At 65.1% G+C, this 20,080-nt stretch carries 18 protein-coding genes; 15 read left to right on the top strand and 3 right to left on the bottom strand.

All coding sequences use genetic code 11. The annotated features are described in order from the left end of the window. The first annotated feature begins 1 nt into the window (after nt 1). The 11 genes from mraY to H3H36_RS09660 all read left to right on the top strand — a co-directional run bounded on the left by mraY (nt 2) and on the right by H3H36_RS09660 (nt 12,115). Nucleotides 2-1,171 carry a phospho-N-acetylmuramoyl-pentapeptide-transferase gene (gene mraY / locus H3H36_RS09710; protein WP_182216780.1) on the top strand — a complete coding sequence of 390 codons (1,170 nt, stop codon included), beginning with the start codon at nt 2-4 and terminating at the stop codon, nt 1,169-1,171. Further along, on the top strand, nt 1,171-2,697 hold the full coding sequence (gene murD, locus H3H36_RS09705; protein ID WP_182216778.1) for a UDP-N-acetylmuramoyl-L-alanine--D-glutamate ligase: 1,527 nt from the start codon (nt 1,171-1,173) through the stop codon (nt 2,695-2,697). The genes mraY and murD overlap by 1 nt, the downstream gene beginning before the upstream one ends. After that, nucleotides 2,697-3,917: a putative lipid II flippase FtsW gene (ftsW, locus tag H3H36_RS09700; RefSeq protein ID WP_182216775.1), complete on the top strand. Its 1,221-nt coding sequence runs from the start codon at nt 2,697-2,699 to the stop codon at nt 3,915-3,917. Before murD ends, ftsW begins: the two co-directional genes overlap by 1 nt. Beyond that, the gene (gene murG / locus H3H36_RS09695) at nt 3,914-4,981 is read left to right on the top strand and encodes an undecaprenyldiphospho-muramoylpentapeptide beta-N-acetylglucosaminyltransferase (protein WP_229219840.1); all 1,068 of its coding nucleotides are present in this window, start codon (nt 3,914-3,916) and stop codon (nt 4,979-4,981) included. The genes ftsW and murG overlap by 4 nt, the downstream gene beginning before the upstream one ends. Continuing rightward, the gene (gene murC / locus H3H36_RS09690) at nt 4,978-6,369 is read left to right on the top strand and encodes a UDP-N-acetylmuramate--L-alanine ligase (protein WP_182216773.1); all 1,392 of its coding nucleotides are present in this window, start codon (nt 4,978-4,980) and stop codon (nt 6,367-6,369) included. The genes murG and murC overlap by 4 nt, the downstream gene beginning before the upstream one ends. A gap of 11 nt (nt 6,370-6,380) precedes the next feature. Beyond that, on the top strand, nt 6,381-7,349 hold the full coding sequence (locus H3H36_RS09685; RefSeq protein WP_182216770.1) for a D-alanine--D-alanine ligase: 969 nt from the start codon (nt 6,381-6,383) through the stop codon (nt 7,347-7,349). A gap of 4 nt (nt 7,350-7,353) precedes the next feature. Further along, entirely contained in the window at nt 7,354-8,184 is an 831-nt protein-coding gene (locus H3H36_RS09680) for a cell division protein FtsQ/DivIB (protein WP_182216768.1), read from the top strand. A gap of 9 nt (nt 8,185-8,193) precedes the next feature. Then, nucleotides 8,194-9,426 carry a cell division protein FtsA gene (gene ftsA, locus H3H36_RS09675; RefSeq protein ID WP_173593949.1) on the top strand — a complete coding sequence of 411 codons (1,233 nt, stop codon included), beginning with the start codon at nt 8,194-8,196 and terminating at the stop codon, nt 9,424-9,426. Nucleotides 9,427-9,609: 183 nt separating this feature from the next. Continuing rightward, on the top strand, nt 9,610-10,827 hold the full coding sequence (ftsZ, locus tag H3H36_RS09670; protein WP_182216765.1) for a cell division protein FtsZ: 1,218 nt from the start codon (nt 9,610-9,612) through the stop codon (nt 10,825-10,827). Nucleotides 10,828-10,986: 159 nt separating this feature from the next. Continuing rightward, nucleotides 10,987-11,490: a peroxiredoxin gene (locus tag H3H36_RS09665; RefSeq protein WP_182216763.1), complete on the top strand. Its 504-nt coding sequence runs from the start codon at nt 10,987-10,989 to the stop codon at nt 11,488-11,490. A 79-nt stretch (nt 11,491-11,569) separates the two neighbouring features. Next, the gene (locus H3H36_RS09660; RefSeq protein ID WP_182216760.1) at nt 11,570-12,115 is read left to right on the top strand and encodes an NADPH-dependent FMN reductase; all 546 of its coding nucleotides are present in this window, start codon (nt 11,570-11,572) and stop codon (nt 12,113-12,115) included. Here the strand turns inward: H3H36_RS09660 and H3H36_RS09655 are convergent. Continuing rightward, nucleotides 12,109-12,882, bottom strand: coding sequence for a class I SAM-dependent methyltransferase (locus H3H36_RS09655; RefSeq protein WP_182216758.1), 774 nt, complete (start codon nt 12,880-12,882; stop codon nt 12,109-12,111). The two genes, H3H36_RS09660 and H3H36_RS09655, sit on opposite strands and share 7 nt — an antisense overlap. Before the next feature lie 92 nt (nt 12,883-12,974). On the opposite strand from H3H36_RS09655, the gene H3H36_RS09650 reads away from it, so the two are divergent. Beyond that, nucleotides 12,975-13,787 (top strand): helix-turn-helix transcriptional regulator, encoded by an 813-nt coding sequence (locus tag H3H36_RS09650; protein ID WP_182216756.1) that lies wholly within the window; start codon nt 12,975-12,977, stop codon nt 13,785-13,787. Here H3H36_RS09650 and H3H36_RS09645 read toward each other — a convergent pair. Next, on the bottom strand, nt 13,773-14,177 hold the full coding sequence (locus H3H36_RS09645) for a type II toxin-antitoxin system PemK/MazF family toxin (protein ID WP_229219839.1): 405 nt from the start codon (nt 14,175-14,177) through the stop codon (nt 13,773-13,775). The two genes, H3H36_RS09650 and H3H36_RS09645, sit on opposite strands and share 15 nt — an antisense overlap. 292 nt (nt 14,178-14,469) lie before the next feature. On the opposite strand from H3H36_RS09645, the gene H3H36_RS09640 reads away from it, so the two are divergent. Together H3H36_RS09640 and lpxC are read left to right on the top strand one after the other, a co-directional pair. Further along, a complete protein-coding gene (locus H3H36_RS09640) occupies nt 14,470-15,312 on the top strand; it encodes a DMT family transporter (RefSeq protein ID WP_182216754.1) in 843 nt (280 codons plus the stop codon). Nucleotides 15,313-15,366: 54 nt separating this feature from the next. Continuing rightward, nucleotides 15,367-16,302 (top strand): UDP-3-O-acyl-N-acetylglucosamine deacetylase, encoded by a 936-nt coding sequence (gene lpxC / locus H3H36_RS09635; RefSeq protein ID WP_182216752.1) that lies wholly within the window; start codon nt 15,367-15,369, stop codon nt 16,300-16,302. Between the two features lie 79 nt (nt 16,303-16,381). Here lpxC and H3H36_RS09630 read toward each other — a convergent pair whose 3' ends face one another. After that, entirely contained in the window at nt 16,382-16,867 is a 486-nt protein-coding gene (locus tag H3H36_RS09630) for a DciA family protein (RefSeq protein ID WP_229219838.1), read from the bottom strand. Nucleotides 16,868-17,136: 269 nt separating this feature from the next. Between H3H36_RS09630 and secA the strand changes: the two genes are divergently transcribed. After that, complete coding sequence (gene secA / locus H3H36_RS09625; RefSeq protein ID WP_182216748.1) at nt 17,137-19,902, top strand: preprotein translocase subunit SecA; 2,766 nt, start codon at nt 17,137-17,139, stop codon at nt 19,900-19,902. Nucleotides 19,903-20,080 lie beyond the last annotated feature (178 nt).

Here is a 20,080-nt window from a genome sequence, read left to right as displayed (position 1 = left end):
CATGCTGCTTTGGCTCGCGCAATATTTTCAGCAGGACCTCGGACCTTTGCGGGTCTTTAACTTCATCACCTTCCGCGCCGTGTTCGCGACCATCACGGCGCTGGTGATCGGCCTGGGCGCCGGCCCGGCCGTGATCCGCAAGCTGACGGCCATGAAGTACGGCCAGGCCGTGCGCACGGACGGCCCGCAGACCCACCTGAAAAAACACGGCACGCCGACCATGGGCGGGGTGCTGATCCTGATCGCCATCGGCATTTCGACGCTGCTGTGGTGCGACCTGTCGAACCGCCTGATCTGGCCCGTGCTGGTGGTCACGCTGGGCTTTGGCGCCGTGGGCTGGGTGGACGACTACCGCAAGGTGGTGCGCCAGGACCCGGAAGGCATGCGCTCGGCCGAAAAATACTTCTGGCAGTCGCTGGTGGGCATCAGCGCCGCGCTGTACCTGGCGTTTTCCGTGTCCGCGCCCAACGCGGGCAAGGTGTTCGAGCTGTTCTTCGCCTGGGTGCAGTCGGGCTTCTCGATGGACCTGCCACCGAAGGCCGACCTGATCGTCCCGTTCTTCAAGACCGTCAGCTACCCGCTGGGCGTATGGGGCTTCATCGCGCTGACCTACTGCGTGATCGTCGGCACCAGCAACGCCGTCAACTTCACCGACGGCCTCGATGGCCTGGCCATCATGCCGACCATCATGGTGGGCGCGGCGCTGGGCCTGTTCGCCTACCTGACCGGCAGCGCGACGTACTCCAAATACCTGTTCATCCCGCACATCCCCGGCGCGGGCGAACTGATTATCTTCACCGGCGCGCTGACGGGCGCCGGCCTGGCCTTCCTTTGGTATAACACCCACCCCGCGCAAGTGTTCATGGGCGACGTGGGCGCGCTGGCGCTGGGCGGCGCGCTCGGCACGCTGGCCGTCATCGTGCGCCAGGAGATCGTGCTGTTCATCATGGGCGGCGTGTTCGTGGCCGAAACCGTGTCCGTCATCATCCAGGTGGGCTGGTTCAAGATCACCAAAAAGCGTTATGGCGTGGGCCGCCGCGTGTTCCTGATGGCGCCGCTGCACCACCACTTCGAACAAAAAGGCTGGAAAGAGACCCAGGTCGTCGTACGGTTCTGGATTATCACGATGATGCTGGTCCTGGTCGGACTCACTACCCTGAAGCTGCGCTGATGAACTACGAAGGCAAGACCGCACTGGTACTGGGGCTGGGGGAATCCGGCCTGGCGATGGCGCTGTGGCTGGCCCGCGGCGGCGCGCGCGTGCGCGTGGCCGACACGCGCGAGGCGCCCGAGCGCCTGCCCGCGCTGCGCGCGGCCGTGGCCGATGTTGAATTCGTCGCCGGCCCGTTTGGCGCCGCGCTGCTGGACGGCGTGGACTTCGTCGCCGTCAGCCCCGGCCTGGCGCCCAACCGCGAACTGGCCGACATCGTGCCGGCCGCCGCCGAACGCGGCATTCCCGTGTGGGGCGAGATCGAACTGTTCGCCCAGGCGCTCAAGACGCTCAAGGACGAACGCGGCTACGCGCCCAAAGTCATCGCCATCACGGGTACCAACGGCAAGACCACCGTCACCAGCATGGTGGGGCAGCTCTGCGAACGGGCCGGCAACACGGTGCGCGTGGCGGGCAACATCAGCCCGGCCGCGCTGGACGTGCTGCGCGAGGTGTTGGACCAGCGGCGCGACGCGCAATCGGAAGCAAGCCCGCTGCCGCAGGTGTGGGTACTTGAGTTATCAAGCTTCCAGCTGCACACCACCTACAGCCTGAACGCCGATGCCGCCACGGTGCTCAACGTGACCCAGGACCACCTGGACTGGCACGGCGACATGGCCGCCTACGCCGCCGACAAGCAGCGCATCTTTGGCGCCGACACCGTGCGCGTGCTCAATCGCGACGATGCCACCGTGATGCGCATGCAGGATCCAACGGGCGAGAACATCACCTTCGGCACCGACACGCCGCAACACGCCGACTGCCTCGGCCTGCACAATGAGCGCGGCATCTACTGGCTGGCCTCGGCCGAGCCGGGCGAGGAAGTGGAACGCAAGAAGCGCCGCAAGAACGACCCGGCCCCGGAGCCGGTCGAATGCGTGCTCAAGAAACTGATGCCGGTCGACGCGCTGCAGGTGCGCGGCCAGCACAACGCCGCCAACGCCCTGGCCGCACTGGCCCTGTGCCGCGCCATCGGCCTGCCGCTGGCGCCGCTGCTGCATGGCCTGCGCGAATACCGTGGCCAGCCACACCGCGTAGAGCTGGTGGCGGCCATCAACGAAGTCGAATACTACGACGACAGCAAGGGCACCAACGTGGGCGCCACCGTGGCCGCCCTGATCGGCCTGGGCAAGAGCTTCACGGGCGAGCAGCAGCGCCTGGTGCTGATCGCCGGCGGCGACGGCAAGGGCCAGGACTTCGCGCCGCTGGCCGATCCGGTGTCGCGCTACGTGCGCGCCGTGCTGCTGATCGGGCGCGACGCGCCGGCCATCCGCGCGGCGCTGGCCGAAACCGGTGTGGCACTGGAAGACTGCGCCGACCTGCCGCAAGCCGTCAAGCGCGCCAGCGCGCTGGCGCAGGCCGGCGACGCCGTGCTGCTGTCGCCCGCCTGCGCCAGCCTGGACATGTTCAAGAACTACGCGCACCGCGCGCAGGTGTTCATCGACACCGTGCGTGACATCGCCCTCGACGCGGGACAGGAGATCTGATGGCCTTCCAGCTGCCATTCCGCTTCAACGCACCACCGGCCTCCATGCCGGTGGGCAGTCGCGCGCGGCAGTCCAAGATGATGGAATACGACCAGCCGCTGGTGTGGGTCACGCTGCTGCTGATGCTGCTGGGGATGGTGATGGTGTACTCGGCCTCGATCTCGCTGCCCGATTCGCCCAAGTTCGCCAACTACGTGCGCTGGCAGAACACCTACTTCCTCACGCGCCAGGCGCTGTTCATCGCCGCCGCGCTGATCGTGGGCCTGTTCGTGTTCCGCGTCCGCATCGCCGACTTGCAGAAGGCCGCGCCTTACCTGTTCATCGGCACGCTGGTGCTGCTGGTGCTGGTGCTGATCCCCGGCCTGGGCGTGGTGGTCAACGGTGGCCGCCGCTGGCTCTCGCTCAAGGTGGTCAACCTGCAGCCGTCTGAATTGATGAAGGTGGTGGCCGTGCTGTACGCGGCCGACTACACGGTGCGCAAGCAGGAATACATGCACAAGCTGACCAAGGGCTTCATGCCGATGGCGGCGGCGGTCGGCTTCGTCGGCCTGTTGCTGCTGCTGGAGCCGGACCTGGGCGCGTTCGGCGTGATCGTCTGCATCGCCATGGGCATCCTGTTCCTGGGCGGGATTAACGCGATCTGGTTCGGCGGCATCGGCGCCGTGCTGGTGACGATCTTCATTTCCATCATCGCGCTGTCCAAGTTCCGCCGCGAGCGCTATTTCGCCTACCTTAACCCGTGGCAGGAAGACAATGCACTGAACAAGGCTTACCAGCTCACGCACTCGCTGATCGCCTTCGGCCGTGGCGAGATCTTCGGCGTGGGCCTGGGCGGCAGCGTGGAAAAGCTGCACTACCTGCCCGAAGCCCATACCGACTTCCTGCTGGCCGTGATCGGCGAGGAACTGGGACTGGTGGGCGTGCTGGTGGTGATCGCGATGTTCTACTGGATCGTCAAGCGCTCATTCGACATCGGCCGCCAGGCCATCGCCATCGACCAGACCTTCGCCGGCCTCACGGCCAAGGGCATCGGCATCTGGATCGGGGTGCAGACGTTTATCAATATGGGTGTCAACCTTGGCCTGCTGCCGACCAAGGGCTTGACCCTGCCGCTGATGAGCTATGGCGGCACGGGGGTGGTGATTAACTGCGTCGGGCTCGCGATCCTGCTCCGGATCGACTACGAGAACCGGGTCCTGATGCGTGGTGGCAGATTATGAAACGACTGATGATCATGGCGGCCGGCACCGGCGGCCACATTTTCCCCGGCCTGGCGATCGCGCAGACCATGCGCGCGCGCGGCTGGGAAGTGAGCTGGCTGGGCACGGCCCACGGCATGGAGCAGGACATCGTGCCGAAACACGGCATCGCGATGGATGCGATCGACTTTTCCGGCATGCGCGGCAAGGGCCTCAAGCACACCGTGGCGGGCGCCTTCAAGATGCTGGCCGGCTTCGCGGCCTGCTTCGGCTACATCGGCAAGCGCAAGCCGGACGTGGTGCTGGGCATGGGCGGCTACGTGACCGTCCCCGGCGGCATGATGGCGCGCCTGCGTGGCGTGCCGCTGGTGCTGGTGAACGCCGATGCGGCCCTGCTGTTGTCGAACAAGACCCTGACGCCGCTGGCGCAGCGCGTGTGCTTCGGCTTCCCGGCCGAATTCGGCCGCGCGGCCGGCAAGGCCGTCGTCACCGGCAATCCGGTGCGCAAGGAGATCCTGGACATGGCCGGCCCCGAGCAGCGCTTCGCCGGCCGCGAAGGTCCGCTGCGCATCCTGGTGGTGGGCGGCAGCCTTGGCGCCAAGGCGCTGAACGACAACCTGCCGGCCGCGCTGGCGCTGATTCCGGCCGCGCTGCGTCCGCAGGTTACCCACCAGTCGGGCAAGAAGAATATCGACGCGCTGCGCGCCGCCTACGCGCAGGCCGGCGTGCAGGCCAATGTGGTCGACTTCATCGACGACATGGCCAGCGCCTACGCGCAGGCGGACCTGGTGATCTGCCGCGCCGGCGCCATCACGGTGTCGGAACTGACGGCGGCTGGCGTGGCCAGTGTGCTGGTGCCGCTGGTGGCCTCGACTACCAGCCACCAGCGCGACAACGCCAAATGGATGGCCAAGCAGAACGCGGCCATCCACATGCCGCAAACGGAAATGAATCCGCAAAGCCTGGCGACTTTGCTGGAAACGCTGACCCGCAACGCCTGCCAGACCATGGCCATGGCGGCGAAAACGGCCGGCAAGCGCGACGCCAACGACGCGATCGCACAAGTATTGGAACAACTCTCATGAAGCATAAAGTACAGAACATCCATTTCGTCGGCATCGGCGGCAGCGGCATGAGCGGCATCGCCGAAGTGCTGCTCACGCTGGGCTACACCGTCACCGGCTCGGACCTGGGCAGCAACGCCGTCACGCAACGCCTGGCGTCGCTGGGCGCCACCGTCTACCAGGGCCACGCGGCTGACAACATCGGCAATGCCGACGCCGTCGTCACCTCCACCGCCGTCCAGCAGGACAACCCGGAAGTGGTGGCCGCCCGCGCCCGCAAGATTCCCATCGTGCCACGCGCCGTCATGCTCGGTGAACTGATGCGCCTCAAGCGCGGCATCGCCATCGCCGGCACCCACGGCAAGACCACCACCACCAGCCTGGTGGCTTCCGTGCTGGCGCAGGGCGGGCTCGATCCCACCTTCGTCATCGGCGGCCGCCTGACCAGCGCCGGCGCCAACGCCAAGCTGGGCACGGGCGACTACCTGGTGGCCGAAGCCGACGAGTCGGACGCCTCGTTCCTGAACCTGACGCCCATGATCGAAGTCATCACCAACATCGATGCCGATCACATGGAAACCTACGAGCACGATTTCGAAAAGCTCAAGCAAGCGTTCGTGAACTTCACGCACCGCCTGCCGTTCTATGGCCGCGCCATGCTGTGCATCGACGATCCGCACGTGCGCGCCATCATCCCGCACGTGACCAAGCCCGTGACCACCTACGGCTTCCATGAAGACGCCGAAGTGCGCGCCGTGAACGCGCGCGCCGTGGGCGTGGAAATGCACTTCACGGTGCTGCAGGAAGGCTATCCCGACCTGGACGTGGTGCTCAACCAGCCCGGCATGCACAACGTGCAGAACGCCTGCTCGGCCGTGGCCATCGCGCGTGAGATCGGCATCGCCGACAAGGACACCCAGGCCGGCCTGGCCGGTTTCGCCGGCGTGGGCCGCCGCTTCACCCGCTACGGCGACGTGGCCATTCCCGGCGGCGGCACCTTTGCATTGGTGGACGACTTCGGCCACCACCCGGTGGAAACGGAAGTGACGCTGGCCGCCGCGCGCGCCGCGTTCCCGGGCCGCCGGCTGGTGCTGGCATTCCAGCCGCACCGCTACACCCGCACCCGCGACCTGTTCGAAGACTTCGTCAAGGTGCTGGGCACGGTCGACGTGCTGCTGCTGGCTGAAGTGTACGCGGCCGGCGAGGCGCCCATCGTGGCCGCCGACGGCCGCGCGCTGGCCCACGCGCTGCGTGCGCGCGGCAAGACGGAACCGATTTTCGTGGAATCCATCGGCGATATGCCGGAAACCATCATGGGCGTGGTGCGCGACGGCGACGTCGTCATCACCATGGGCGCAGGCTCGATCAGCGGCGTCCCGGCCAAACTGACTAACTATCCGAAGGTCTGAACGTGAATCAAATGACTCCAACTGAAGCCAAGGCGCTGGGCAAGGTCGGCGTGCTGTTCGGCGGCCGCTCCGCCGAGCGCGACGTGTCCATCATGTCCGGCACCGGCGTGCTGAAGGCGCTGCAAAGCCAGGGCGTGGACGCCCACGCCTTCGATCCGGGCCAGCGTTCGCTGGCGGAACTGGCGGCGGAAAAATTCGACCGCGTGTTCATCGCGCTGCACGGCCGCTTCGGCGAGGACGGCAGCATGCAGGGCGCGCTCGAACAACTGGGCATTCCCTACACGGGCAGCGGCGTGATGGCCTGCGCCGTGGGCATGGACAAGATCTACACCAAGATCGTGTGGCTGATGCACGGCTTGCCGACGCCGAAATACGCGGTGCTGGACGCGCACTCGGACCTCGATAAAGTGGCGGCCGAGCTGGGCCTGCCGCTGATCGTCAAGCCGCCGCATGAAGGGTCGACCATCGGCATCACCAAGGTGGTGGAAGCCGGCGCCTTCAAGGCCGCCTACGACACGGCCGCCGCGCTGGACGATTGCGTGCTGGCCGAGGAATTCGTCACGGGCCGTGAATTCACGGTGGCCGTGCTGGGGCAGGGCGCCAGCGCGCGCGCGCTGCCTGTCGTGGAGATCGTGGCGCCGGAAGGCAATTACGATTACCAGAACAAGTACTTCACGGACGACACCAAGTACTACTGCCCGGCCGTGCTGGACGAGGCGACGACGGCCGAGATGCAGCGCATCGCCGTGCAAGCCTACCGCGCACTCGGCTGCGAGGGCTGGGGCCGGGTCGACGTGCTGCTGCGCGAGCGCGACAACAAACCGTTCCTGCTGGAGGTGAACACCTCGCCCGGCATGACCAGCCATTCGCTGGTGCCGATGGCCGCGCGCGCGACGGGCATCAGCTACGAGCAGCTGTGCGTGGAAATCCTGCGCTCGGCGCGCCTGAAGATGGCCGCGCCGGCCACGGGCAAGGAGTAAGCGCATGTGGCAAGACGCTAAAGCCTTGAATGCTACCGCCAACGGCATCTTCGCCCTGGCGCTGCTGGCATGCCTGGCCGCCGGCGTCTGGTGGCTGGCGCAGCGGCCCATGTTCAACCTGCGCACGATCCGCGTGGAGAGCCTGGCGTCGGACGGCGAACTGCGCCACGTGAGCCAGCTCACGCTGCGCAACAACGCGCTGGGCCGGATCAAGGGCAACTTCTTCACGACTAACCTGGACACGGTGCGCCAGGCGTTCGAGTCCGTGCCCTGGGTGCGGCGCGCCACCGTGCGCCGCGAATGGCCGGACCAGCTGATCGTGGCGCTGGAGGAGCATGAGGCGCTGGGCACCTGGGGCGCCGATGGCCGGCTGCTGTCGACCAAGGGCGACGTGTTCACGGCCAACCTGGCCGAGGCCGAGGAAGACCACCCGCTGCCCGAATTCGACGGGCCGGAAGGCAGCGAGAAGGAAGTGCTGTCGCGCTTCGAGGAACTGCGCCAGTGGTTCGCGCCGCTCAAGCTGGTGCCGGAAGCGCTGTCGCTGTCGAGCCGCTATGCGTGGACCGTCAAGCTCGATAACGGCATGAGCGTGGCGCTGGGGCGTGAGCAGACCGCCACCACGCTGAAGGAAAGGGTGGACCGGCTGCTGGGCATTTATCCCCAGCTGGTCAGCCATTTGCAGAATATCGAGACCATCGACATGCGGTACCAGAACGGCCTGGCGCTGAGCGCGGCCGACCTGAAGATACCGGCCGAAGGCGCCCGACCGAAGGCGCGACCGGCAGTAATGAAACAGACCACTAATTTAAAGCCAATCAGCAAGCACATACAGTAGGCGAGAGAAATGACAAAAGACGCTAAAAACCTGATCGTCGGCCTCGACATCGGCACCTCGAAAGTGGTGGCGGTGGTGGCCGAGGTGATGTCCGACGGACGCCACGAAGTGATCGGGCTGGGTCAGCACGAATCGAAGGGATTGAAGAAGGGCGTGGTGGTCAATATCGAGGCCACCGTGGAATCGATCCAGCGCGCGCTGGAAGAGGCGGAGCTGATGGCCGACTGCAAGATCCGCAACGTCTACGCCGGCATCGCGGGCAGCCATATCCGCAGCTTCAATTCCAGCGGCATGGTGGCCATCAAGGACAAGGAAGTGACGGCCACCGACGTGGCGCGCGTGATCGAGACGGCCAAGGCCGTCAACATCCCCACCGACCAGCAGCTGCTGCACACGGTGCCGCAGGAATTCATCGTCGACAGCCAGGAAGACGTGCGCGAGCCGATCGGCATGAGCGGCATCCGGCTGGAAGTGAAAGTGCACATTGTGACCGGCGCCGTGTCGGCCGTGCAGAACATCGTCAAGTGCGTGCGCCGCTGCGGGCTGGAAGTGTCGGATCTGATTTTGCAGCCGATGGCCTCGGCCGACGCCGTGCTGACGCCGGACGAGAAGGAACTGGGCGTGGTGCTGATCGACATCGGCGGCGGCACCACCGACGTGGCCGTGTTCTCGGACGGCGCGATCCGCCACACGGCCGTGATCCCGATCGCCGGCGACCAGATCACCAACGATATCGCCATGGCGCTGCGCACCCCGACCTCGGAAGCGGAAGAAATCAAGATCCGCTACGGCGTGGCCAAGCAGGTGCTGGCCGATCCGGGCGAATCGCTGGAAGTGCCGGGCCTGGGCGACCGCGGTCCGCGCAACCTGTCGCGCCAGGCGCTGGCGGCCGTGATCGAGCCGCGCGTGGAGGAACTGTTTGCGATGGTGCACCAGGTGGTGCGCGAATCCGGTTACGAAGGCGTGCTGTCGTCGGGCATCGTGCTCACCGGCGGCACTTCCATCATGCCGGGCATGGTGGAGATGGCGGAAGACATCTTCCTCAAGCCGGCCCGCCTGGGCACGCCCGACTACCGCGGCCAGCTGGCCGACGTGGTGCGCAGCCCGCGCTACGCGACGGTATTGGGCCTGCTCTTGGAAGCGAAAAAGCAGTACCTGCGCGGCCACATCGTGACCCGCCAGGATGGTTCGGTGAAGGCGGTCTGGCAGCGCATGAAGGAATGGTTCCTCGGGAATTTTTAAGCAGTGCAGGTCAAGTAGGTGATCCAGTTGTTGCAGTGTGGTTTGCAGGGTGGTTTTTAGTACGGCGATTCCAATACATTTAGCTAAACAATTTATATAATTCAACCGCAGTTTTCAATCTCCAGTTCTCCTAAACGATATGAGGCCTGGCGCTTGGAAACCGCATACTGATAGGAGCACATCATGGAGTTTGATATGGTCGATAACGCAGCTTTGGGAACCGTCATCAAGGTCGTCGGCGTCGGCGGAGCAGGTGGCAATGCAGTTCAACACATGATCAACAAGGGCATGTCGGGCGTCGAGTTCATCGCCGCCAACACCGATGCCCAGGCCCTGTCGACCTCCAAGGCCGACAACATCATCCAGATCGGCGACACCGGCCTGGGCGCAGGCATGAAGCCTGACGTCGGCCGCAAGCTGGCCGAGGAATCGCGCCAGCGCATCGAGGATTCGCTGCGCGGCGCGCACATGGTGTTCATCGCCGCCGGCATGGGCGGCGGCACCGGCACCGGCGCCGCACCGATCGTGGCCGAAGTGGCCAAGCAACTGGGCGCGCTGACCGTGGCCGTGGTGTCCAAGCCGTTCTCGCACGAAGGCCAGAAGTGCATGGACATCGCCGACGAAGGCCTGGAACAGCTGTCGGCCAACGTGGACTCGCTGATCGTGATCCTGAACGAGAAGCTGGAAGAAATCTACGAAGACGAATCGCTGATCGAATGGCTGCAGCACGCCGACGATGTGCTCAACAACGCCGTGGCCGGTATCGCCGAGATCATCAACGTGCCGGGCCACATCAACGTCGACTTCAACGACGTCAAGACCATCATGGGCGAGCAGGGCAAGGCCATGATGGGTACGGCCACCGCTTCCGGCGTGGACCGCGCCCGCATCGCCGCCGAGCAGGCTGTCGCTTCGCCGCTGCTCGATGGCGTGGACCTGTCGGGCGCGCGCGGCGTGCTGGTGAACGTGACGGCCAGCCGTGGCCTGAAGGGTAAGGAGATCAAGGAAGTGATGGCCGCCGTGCGCGCCTTCGCCGCTCCGGACGCCTCCATCGCCCAGGGTATCGCTTACGACGACGATATGGGCGACAACATCCGCGTGACCGTGGTGGCCACGGGCCTGGGCAAGGCCAAGAAGCACGTGCAGCTGGTGCCGCAGCAGATGCTGCGCACGGGCACCCACAACAGCCCGCTGATGCCATCGGCCTCGCTGGGCGGCGGCGCAGCTTCCACCTCCGTGTCCGTGGGCGCCGCCGCCGGCCTGGGCAATGCCGCCTACGACGGCATGAAGGCACCGGCCGTATGGCGCCGCGAAACGGCGTCCGAGCAGGTGCAGGCGCTGCAGAAGAACGGCATGGAAACCTACGACATCCCGGCCTTCCTGCGCAAGCAGGCTGACTAAGGTGTCATGGCGGCGCCCGGCCCCGGGGACGGGGCGGGCGCCGTTTTTTCGTCCGTTCAGCAGAATCATCGCGCTTCAGGCATACTGCACGTTCTATGCCGGGGCAAACCCCGCCAGGCGCGGTTTTTTTATTCAAAATTCAGAACAGAGGAGTCAAACATGACCATCAAGATCGGCGATACCCTGCCAGAAGGCAGCCTGTCGGAATTCATCGAAACCGAAACCGAAGGTTGCGCACTGGGCCCCAACACGTTCAATGTGCAAGACCTGGTCAAGGGCAAGAAGATCGCCATCTTCGGCCTGCCAGGCGCCTACACCCCGACCTGCTCGGCACAGCACGTGCCCGGCTACGTCAAGCACGCGGCCGAACTGAAGGCCAAGGGCGTCGATGAAATCTGGTGCATCTCCGTCAACGACGCGTTCGTGATGGGCGCCTGGGGCCGTGACCAGAAAGCGACCGGCATCGTGCGCATGATGGCCGACGGCAATGCCGCCTACAGCAAGGCGCTGGGCCTGGACGCCGACTTCAGCAAGTTCGGCATGGGCACCCGCTCGCAGCGCTACTCGATGCTGGTCGAGAACGGCGTCGTCAAGCAGCTCAACGTGGAGCAGGGCGGCAAGTTCGAAGTGTCGAATGCGGAAACGCTGCTGGGCCAGCTGTAATTTCAGCCGCCTGCATCGTATGACGAAACGGCGCTGCGGCGCCGTTTTGCGTTATGGAGTGGGATAGCCAAGGTTTGCAATGAAAATACTCGCGATCTCCGGCAGCCTGCGGGCTGCCTCCCTCAATGCCATGTTGCTGCGCGTGCTGGCGCGGGTGGCGCCGGCCGGCGTCGAGGTGACGCTGTATCCCGACCTGGGCCAGCTGCCGTTGTTCAATCCGGACCTGGCCGATGCGCCGCCGGCCATCGTCCGCGCGCTCGAGCAGGCGATACTGGAGGCCGACGCGCTCGTCATCGCCAGCCCGGAATATGCGCACGGCGTCACGGGCGCCATCAAGAATGGGCTGGACTGGATGGTGGGCAACGAATCGTTCATCAACAAGCCCGTGGCCCTGTTCAACGCCTCGCCGCGCGCCACGCACGCGCACGCGGCCCTGCGCGAGACGGTCTGCGTCATGTCGGCGCGGGTGGTGGAGGCCGCCTGCATCGTCGTGCCGCTGGTGGGGGCCAACCTGGACGAGCAGGCGCTGGTGCACGATGCCGCCATCGTTGCCGCGTTGCGCGGTGCACTGCTGGCGTTGCGGGAGCACGTCGGCGGCAGCACCGCCGACGTCATGGCTCAGTAGATTTCCTCGTCCTGCTTGCACGCCACAAACATGGCCGCATCGATCGAGAACGAGTAATCTGCCTGCACGGCGAAGTACTCGCGCGCCTCGCGCGGGGCCGAATCGAACAGGCTGCGGATGGCCTGTTCGCGCAGCGCCGGCGTGCGCATGCGCGCCACCCATTGCGCGAAACGCATCTCCAGTTTCCACTGGCTGTCCAGGCGGTGGGTGAAGCCGGCCATGCCCAGCTTGTGGCCCCATTCGCACAGCCGGTAGTCGCGCACGTGCGAGCCGTCGCGCAGCAGTTCCACGGCTTGCAGCGTGGTGTCGCACAGGGCCGAGGCGGGCGCCACGATGTCCACGATCACCAGCTTGCCGCCCGGGCGCAGCACGCGCCACGCTTCCTGCAGCGCGGCCGGCACGTCCAGCCAGTGGTGGGCCGAGAAGCGCGTCACCACCAGGTCGAAGATGCCGCCGGCGAACGGCAGCTGGCCCACGTCGCCCTGCTGGGTACGGATGTTTTCCAGGCCGCGCTCGGCCGCCGCCCGCGTCACCACGTCCAGCATGGCGTCCGACAGGTCATAGGCCACCACCGATTGCGCCACGGGCGCCACGGCGAAGCTGGCGTGGCCGGCGCCGCAGCCCAGATCCAGCACGCGGGGCAGGGCCATGCGGCGCGCGATGTCCTGCATGGCGGCCAGGTCCGCGCCCTGGGCGTGGACGGCGCTGCTCAGGTAGGCTTGCGCGGTGTTGCCAAATTGCTCAACGACGACGGCTTGCTGTTTCATGATGGCTTCCTCGTGTGTGGTGGGGAAGCGTCAGGATAGGTAAATTCGTATCCTGTAACAAGACAAGGACTTATACTGGTATAACTTATACCATGCACACCACTCTCGGCGATTACATCCGCGCCCACCGCGAGCGCGTCACGCCCGCCAGCGCCGGCTTGCCCGGCGGCGGACGGCGGCGCACGCCCGGCCTGCGGCGCGAGGAACTGGCCCAGTTGTGCGACGTCAGCCCCACCTGGCTCACGTGGCTGGAGCAGGGGCGGCCGGTGGCGGCCTCGGCCCGCTTGCTGGCCCGGCTGGCCGACGTGCTGCGGCTGTCGGTGGCCGAACGGGCTTACCTGTTCAGCCTGGCGGGCCGGCTCGATCCGCAACACGACCTCGACGCGGGCGCGGCCGGGCAGGGGCTGGACGCGCTGGTGCGCGCCATCAACGCCCCGGCCTACATCCTCGATCGCCAGTGGGATGCGCTGGCCTGGAACGCCGACGCGGCGGCCCTGTTGCGCGGCTGGCTCGACGGCAGCCAAGGCGCGGGCACGCCCAACCTGTTGCGTTTCATGTTCCTGCAACCGCAGGCGCGCGACTTGACGGTGGACTGGCCGGAACGGGCGCGCCGCCTGGTGGCCGAATTCCGCGCCGACACGGGCCGCCACGCGGCCCAGGAACCCTTGGCCAGCCTGATCGCGCAACTGGTGGACGCCAGCGAGGCATTCCGCCAGTTGTGGACCTTGCAGGACGTGGTGGGCCGCGAGGGCGGCGCGCGCCGCTTCCGCGACGCGGCCGGCGCCGAGCAGACGTTCAGCCAGGTCACGCTGCACCTGGCCCAGCGTCCGGACTTGAAACTGGTGATGCTGCTGCCGCTGGCGGCAGGTCATGGCGGCGCGTTGCCGCCACTAGACGCAGAGTGAAATAATTTGATTGAGTGACTGGCAGGCGCGTGCGAACGCCGCGGCAGGCACCTGTCCCATCGGATGCGGCTTGGCTCCGCGTCTGCGCCAGTCGAACGACTTGGGCTGTTCGGTCAGGATGTAGCTGATTACGCCACCAGCTCCTGCCACTTTGACCGCGAACGGGTTGCTGTCGTTGTAGCTTGCCGTGGTGAGCGGCAAGCCGATCACCAGTCCCGTCCGCTCGCTGAATATGCGGGGCGACAGCACCAGCGATCCCGGACGGCGCAGCGTTACCTCGACGGCTTGTCCCGCCACCAGTTGCGCCGCACTGGCGAGATCGGCCGGAATGCATACGGCCAGCTCGTCACCCCATTGGCGCACGATCAGGGTCATCGTCTTGCTCATCATCGCCACTCCACATCGCTTGTGCCGGTGACTAATCCTACGCCGTTTTGGGCGGCGGAGCTTGATACGGATGGACGGTGCGAAGTGGACATCGGCCTGTCCAGCATAAATATTTCTCTCTTGCTATAATTTCCGGGAGCACCGGCCAGCAGCCGGCGCTACTGGCTCTGGACGTCGCCATGATGACGTTCCATGCGGCCGCGTCCCACCCTCCCGGCGGCCATCGATAAGCTAGAGGTCCGCTCTGTCCGCCATCATAATCTCCCGCAGGGAAAACCTGCACGCCATTTATGCCATGCTGATCGCCGTGGCCATGTTCTCGCTGATGGACACGGCCATGAAAGTGCTGTCGGCCCATTACCCGGCCATGCAGGTGACGGCCTTGCGCGCGCTGTGCTCGCTGCCGCTGCTGTGCGCCTACATGGCCTACCGGGGCGCGTTCGCGCGCATCCTGCACGTGCGCTGGTCCATGCACATTTTCCGCGGCGCGCTGGGGATCGGCATGCTGACCCTGTTCGCGTTCGGCTTGCGCAACCTGTCGCTGGCCGAGGCGTATTCGATCTTCTTCATCGCGCCTTCGCTGATCGCGGCGTTGTCCGTGTTCGTGCTCAAGGAGAAAGTGGGGCGGGCCCAGTGGGCCGCCATCGTGGTCGGCATGATAGGCGTGCTGGTGGTGCTGCGGCCGGAAGGCACGGGTTTCCTGTCCATCGGCGGCCTGGCCATTCTTGGCGCGGCCGTCTTCTATGCCTTGTCGGCCATCGCCAGCCGCGTGCTGAGCCGCACGGACAACAGTGAATCGATGATGTTCTGGTATCTGCTGATCATGGCCGGCGGCGGCCTGGTCATGGCGGCCGGGGTCTGGGTGCCGGTGCGCCAAGAGGATGGGCTGGTGCTGGTGGCGCTGGCGCTGAGCGGCTTTTTCGGCCAGCTGGCCATCACGGAAGCGTTCAGCAAGGGCAAGGCGTCCACCGTGGCCTCGTTCGAATACTCGGCGCTGGCCTGGGGCGTGGCGATCGATTGGCTGTTGTGGCACACGCTGCCGGATGGCTACACGGTGCTCGGCGCGCTGATCATCGTGGCCAGCGGCATCTATCTGGTGCGGCATGAGGCCGTGCATGTCGAGGCGGAACATCCGTGATTGGCTGGCAACAGCGCGAAAACGTGGCTGGCCCAACTTCGCTATAATCGCGGGATGCTTAAACAACGCACCATCAAACAACTGGTCCGCACCACGGGCGTGGGCCTGCATTCCGGCACCAAGGTCGAGCTGACCTTGCGCCCGGCCGCGCCCGATACGGGCATCGTGTTTCGCCGCGTGGACCTGGACCCCATCGTCGAGTTCCCCGCCAGCGCCATGGCCGTGGGCGATACGCGCATGGCCTCCGTGCTGGTCAAGGATGGCGCGCGCGTGTCCACGGTCGAGCACCTGATGTCGGCCTGCGCCGGCCTGGGCATCGACAACCTGTACATCGACGTGAGCGCCGAGGAAATCCCCATCATGGATGGATCGGCCTCGTCGTTCGTGTTTCTTTTGCAACAGGCGGGCGTGCAGGAACAGCCTGCGGCCAAGAAATTCATCCGCGTGTTGCAGCCGGTCGAGATCCGCGACGGCGTGGGCGACAAGGAAAAATGGGCCAGGTTGTCGCCATACAACGGCTTTAAATTAGACTTTTTCATCGAATTTAATCACCCGGCCGTCGATGGCACCAGCCAGCGGGCCCAGGTCGATTTCGGCGACGTGTCGTATGTGCACGACGTGTCGCGCGCGCGCACCTTCGGCTTCATGCAGGACGTGGAAATGCTGCGCGGCATAGGCCTGGCGCGCGGCGGCTCGCTGGAAAACGCCATCGTGATGGATGAATACCGCATCCTCAATTCGGACGGCCTGCGCTACGACGACGAATTCGTGCGCCACAAGATCCTGGACGCGATCGGCGATTTGTACCTGGTAGGCCATCCCTTGCTGGCCAGCTACGAAGCGCACAAGTCCGGCCACGCGCTCAACAACCAGCTGCTGCTGGAGTTGCTCAAGCACCCGGAAGCGTATGAGATCGTCTCATTCGACACCAATGAAGCGGCGCCACCGTCGTATCTGCGCCAGATGGCGCGTGAGTGGGCGCTCACTTAAAGCGAAAAGCAAAATCCGGGACGGACTCCGGTTTTCCCGCATGGGAAAACCGGAGTCCGTCCCCGATTTTGCTTTTGGTTTAGCCGCCACCGGCGCGGCGGCGCGCGACCATGCGTTGCAATGCTTCGATCAGGGTGGCGTTCTGCGGTGTCTGTTCGAGCGTGTGGCCGAGCTCGTCGAACGCGGCCACGGCTGCTTCGGGCAGCGACAGGGCGCGCATCTGTTCCTTGACCTCGGCCGCCTTGACCATCTGCACGCGCAGCTTGACGGCCGTTACCTGCCAGCCGCGCCGGGCCAGCGTCTCCTGCAGCTTGGGCACTTGCTGCTTGAGCTTGGCCGCCAGCGCCGCGTTGGGCGTGGCCAGCACCAGTTGCCCTTCCTCGAACGACAAAATTTCCACGTACTGGAACATGGCCGGCAGGGCCGCCGCGCAGTCGCGTTGCAGCGAGGCCATGCGCTCGATGGCCGGCAGCAGGGCGGCCATCTTGTCGTCGCGCCGCAGGAAATCGGTGGCGCCGACGGCCGTGGGCCGCTTCAGGGACAGGTTGGAAGAGTTGAATCGCATGGGCCGAAACATATCACAAGCCGGCCCATCCGTGCCGGCGCCTGTCACGACCATGCAGCAATTGCGCGCTACCCTCCGCTACCCACGCATTAAATGTATTGATTTTGTGGCATTGTTCTGATTTGGGCTATTGTTATATAGGCCAATACCCCAATGTGGGCGACTGCGCATGATAAAATCATCGTCTTTTGCCATAGTCGAACTCCGTGCGGTAAGGCAACTTTCACCAACAGAGCTTTTTTTAACGGCGTTTTTTCAAGAATTCAAGCATGTCATTACTGACCCAGATTTTCGGTAGCCGCAACCAGCGGCTGCTCAAGCAATACCAAAAAACGGTACGCGAGATCAATGCGCTCGAGCCTGTCATTGAAAAGCTGTCGGATGCCGAGCTGCAAGCGAAGACGCCCGCGTTCAAGCAACGCATCGCCAACGGTGAATCGCTGGACGCGATCCTGCCTGAAGCGTTCGCCGTCTGCCGCGAAGCGAGCAAGCGCGTGTTCAAGATGCGCCACTTCGACGTGCAGCTGATCGGCGGCATGGTTCTGCACTACGGCAAAATCGCGGAGATGGGCACGGGCGAGGGCAAGACCCTGACGGCAACGCTGCCGGCCTACCTGAACGCGCTGGCCGGCAAGGGCGTGCACATCGTGACGGTCAACGATTACCTGGCCCAGCGCGATGCCGACACCATGGGCAAGCTGTACGGCTGGCTGGGCCTGACGACGGGCATCAACCTGTCGCAAATGGAGCACGCCGCCAAGCAGGCCGCCTACAACGCCGACATCACCTACGGCACCAACAACGAATTCGGCTTCGACTACCTGCGCGACAACATGGTGTTCGAGGCGCGCGACCGCGTGCAGCGCGCCCTGAACTTCGGTATCGTCGACGAGGTGGACTCGATCCTGATCGACGAGGCCCGCACCCCGCTGATCATCTCCGGCCAGGCCGAGAACCACACCGACCTGTATTACAAGATCAATGAAGTGCCGCGCCTGCTGACCCAGCAGATCGGCGAGGAAACCCCGGATGGCAAGGGCAAGGTGGAAGTGCCCGGCGACTACACCAAGGATGAGAAAGCGCACCAGGTGCTGCTGACGGAAGCGGGCCACGAGAAGGCCGAAGCCATCCTGACCAAGATGGGCCTGCTGCCCGAAGGCGCCTCGCTGTACGACTCGGCCAACATCACGCTGGTGCACCACCTGTACGCGGCCCTGCGCGCGCACGCGCTGTACTTCAAGGACCAGCACTACGTGGTGCAGAACAATGAAGTGATCATCGTCGACGAATTCACGGGCCGCCTGATGACGGGCCGCCGCTGGTCCGACGGCTTGCACCAGGCGGTGGAAGCGAAGGAAGGCGTGAAGATCCAGAACGAGAACCAGACCCTGGCCTCGATCACGTTCCAGAACTACTTCCGCATGTACGGCAAGCTGGCCGGCATGACCGGCACGGCCGACACGGAAGCCTACGAATTCCAGGAAATCTACGGTCTGGAAACGGTCGTCATTCCGCCCAACCGTCCATCGCAGCGCAAGGACCGCCACGACCAGGTGTACAAGTCGGCGGCCGAGAAGTACAACGCCATGATGCTGGAAATCCGCGCCTGCTACGACCGCGGCCAGCCGGTGCTGGTGGGCACCACCTCGATCGAGAATTCCGAGCTGCTGTCGGGCATCCTGACCAAGGGCGGCCTGCCGCACAACGTGCTGAACGCCAAGCAGCACGCCCGTGAAGCGGAGATCATCGCCCAGGCCGGCAGCCCCAAGGCCATCACCATCGCCACCAACATGGCCGGCCGCGGTACCGACATCGTGTTGGGCGGTAACGTGGAAAAACAGATCCAGTTCATCGAAGCCAATGCCGAACTGAGCGACGCCGACAAGGCGGCCCAGGCCCAGGCGCTGCGCGATGGCTGGCAGGCGCTGCACAACCAGGTGGTGGCGGCCGGCGGCCTGCACATCGTCGGTACCGAGCGCCATGAATCGCGCCGGGTCGACAACCAGCTGCGTGGCCGTGCCGCGCGCCAGGGTGACCCCGGTTCCTCGCGCTTCTTCCTGTCGCTGGACGACCAGTTGCTGCGCATCTTCGCGGGCGACCGCGTGCGCGCCATCATGGACCGCCTGAAGATGCCCGAAGGTGAACCGATCGAGGCGGGCATCGTGTCGCGCTCGATCGAATCGGCCCAGCGCAAGGTGGAAGCACGCAACTTCGACATCCGTAAGCAATTGCTGGAGTACGACGACGTCGCCAACGACCAGCGCAAGGTGATCTACCAGCAGCGTAACGAGCTGCTCGAAAGCGCCGATATCTCCGAGCTGATCCAGTCGCTGCGCCACGGCGCCTTCACCGACATGGTGCGTGAATACGTGCCGGCCGAGTCGGTCGAAGAACAGTGGAACATCAAGGGGCTGGAAGCGGCGCTGGCGGCCGAATGGCAGATCGAACTGCCGCTGCGCGCCATGCTCGAATCGGAACAGAACCTGACGGACGAGGACATCCTCGAGCGCGTGCTGGCCGCGGCCGATGCGCTGTACCAGTCCAAGATCGACATCGTGGGCAAGGAAGCGTTCGGCGGCTTCGAGCGCAACGTCATGCTGCAAAGCGTGGACAGCCACTGGCGCGAGCACCTGGCCGCGCTGGACCACCTGCGCCAGGGCATCCACCTGCGCGGCTATGCGCAGAAGAACCCCAAGCAGGAGTACAAGCGCGAAGCGTTCGAGCTGTTTGGCCAGATGCTCGACATGATCAAGAACGAAGTGGTACGCCTGATCATGACGGTGCGCATCCAGTCGCGCGAGGAGATCGACGCGGCCGAGGCGGCCATGCAGCAGCCGCACGTGGGCAATGTGCATTATCAGCACGCCGACTTCAACCCGAACGCGGCGCCGGAAGACTTGCTGGCCCCCACGGCCAACGCGGAGCCGGCCACCGGCGAACCGTTGCTCAACATGGGCATGAAGGTGGGCCGCAACGATCCATGCCCTTGCGGCAGCGGCAAGAAGTACAAGGCTTGCCACGGCAAGCTGGCCTGATCCTGGCGGATCGTCACAACAAAACGGCAGCCTCGCGCTGCCGTTTTTTTTGGCTATGTCCCCGTTAAGTATTGAACTTCTTGCGGTAAAGGCCCTCCAAGACTGAGTAAATTCATGCTTGGAGGGGCCATGAGAAGCGCAGACTTTGGGCAATTGCTGGCACAACTTAAGGATCTGT

This window comes from Rugamonas fusca (assembly GCF_014042365.1).
GTDB lineage: Bacteria > Pseudomonadota > Gammaproteobacteria > Burkholderiales > Burkholderiaceae_D > Rugamonas > Rugamonas fusca.
This window is presented reverse-complemented; position numbering and strand designations above follow the sequence as displayed.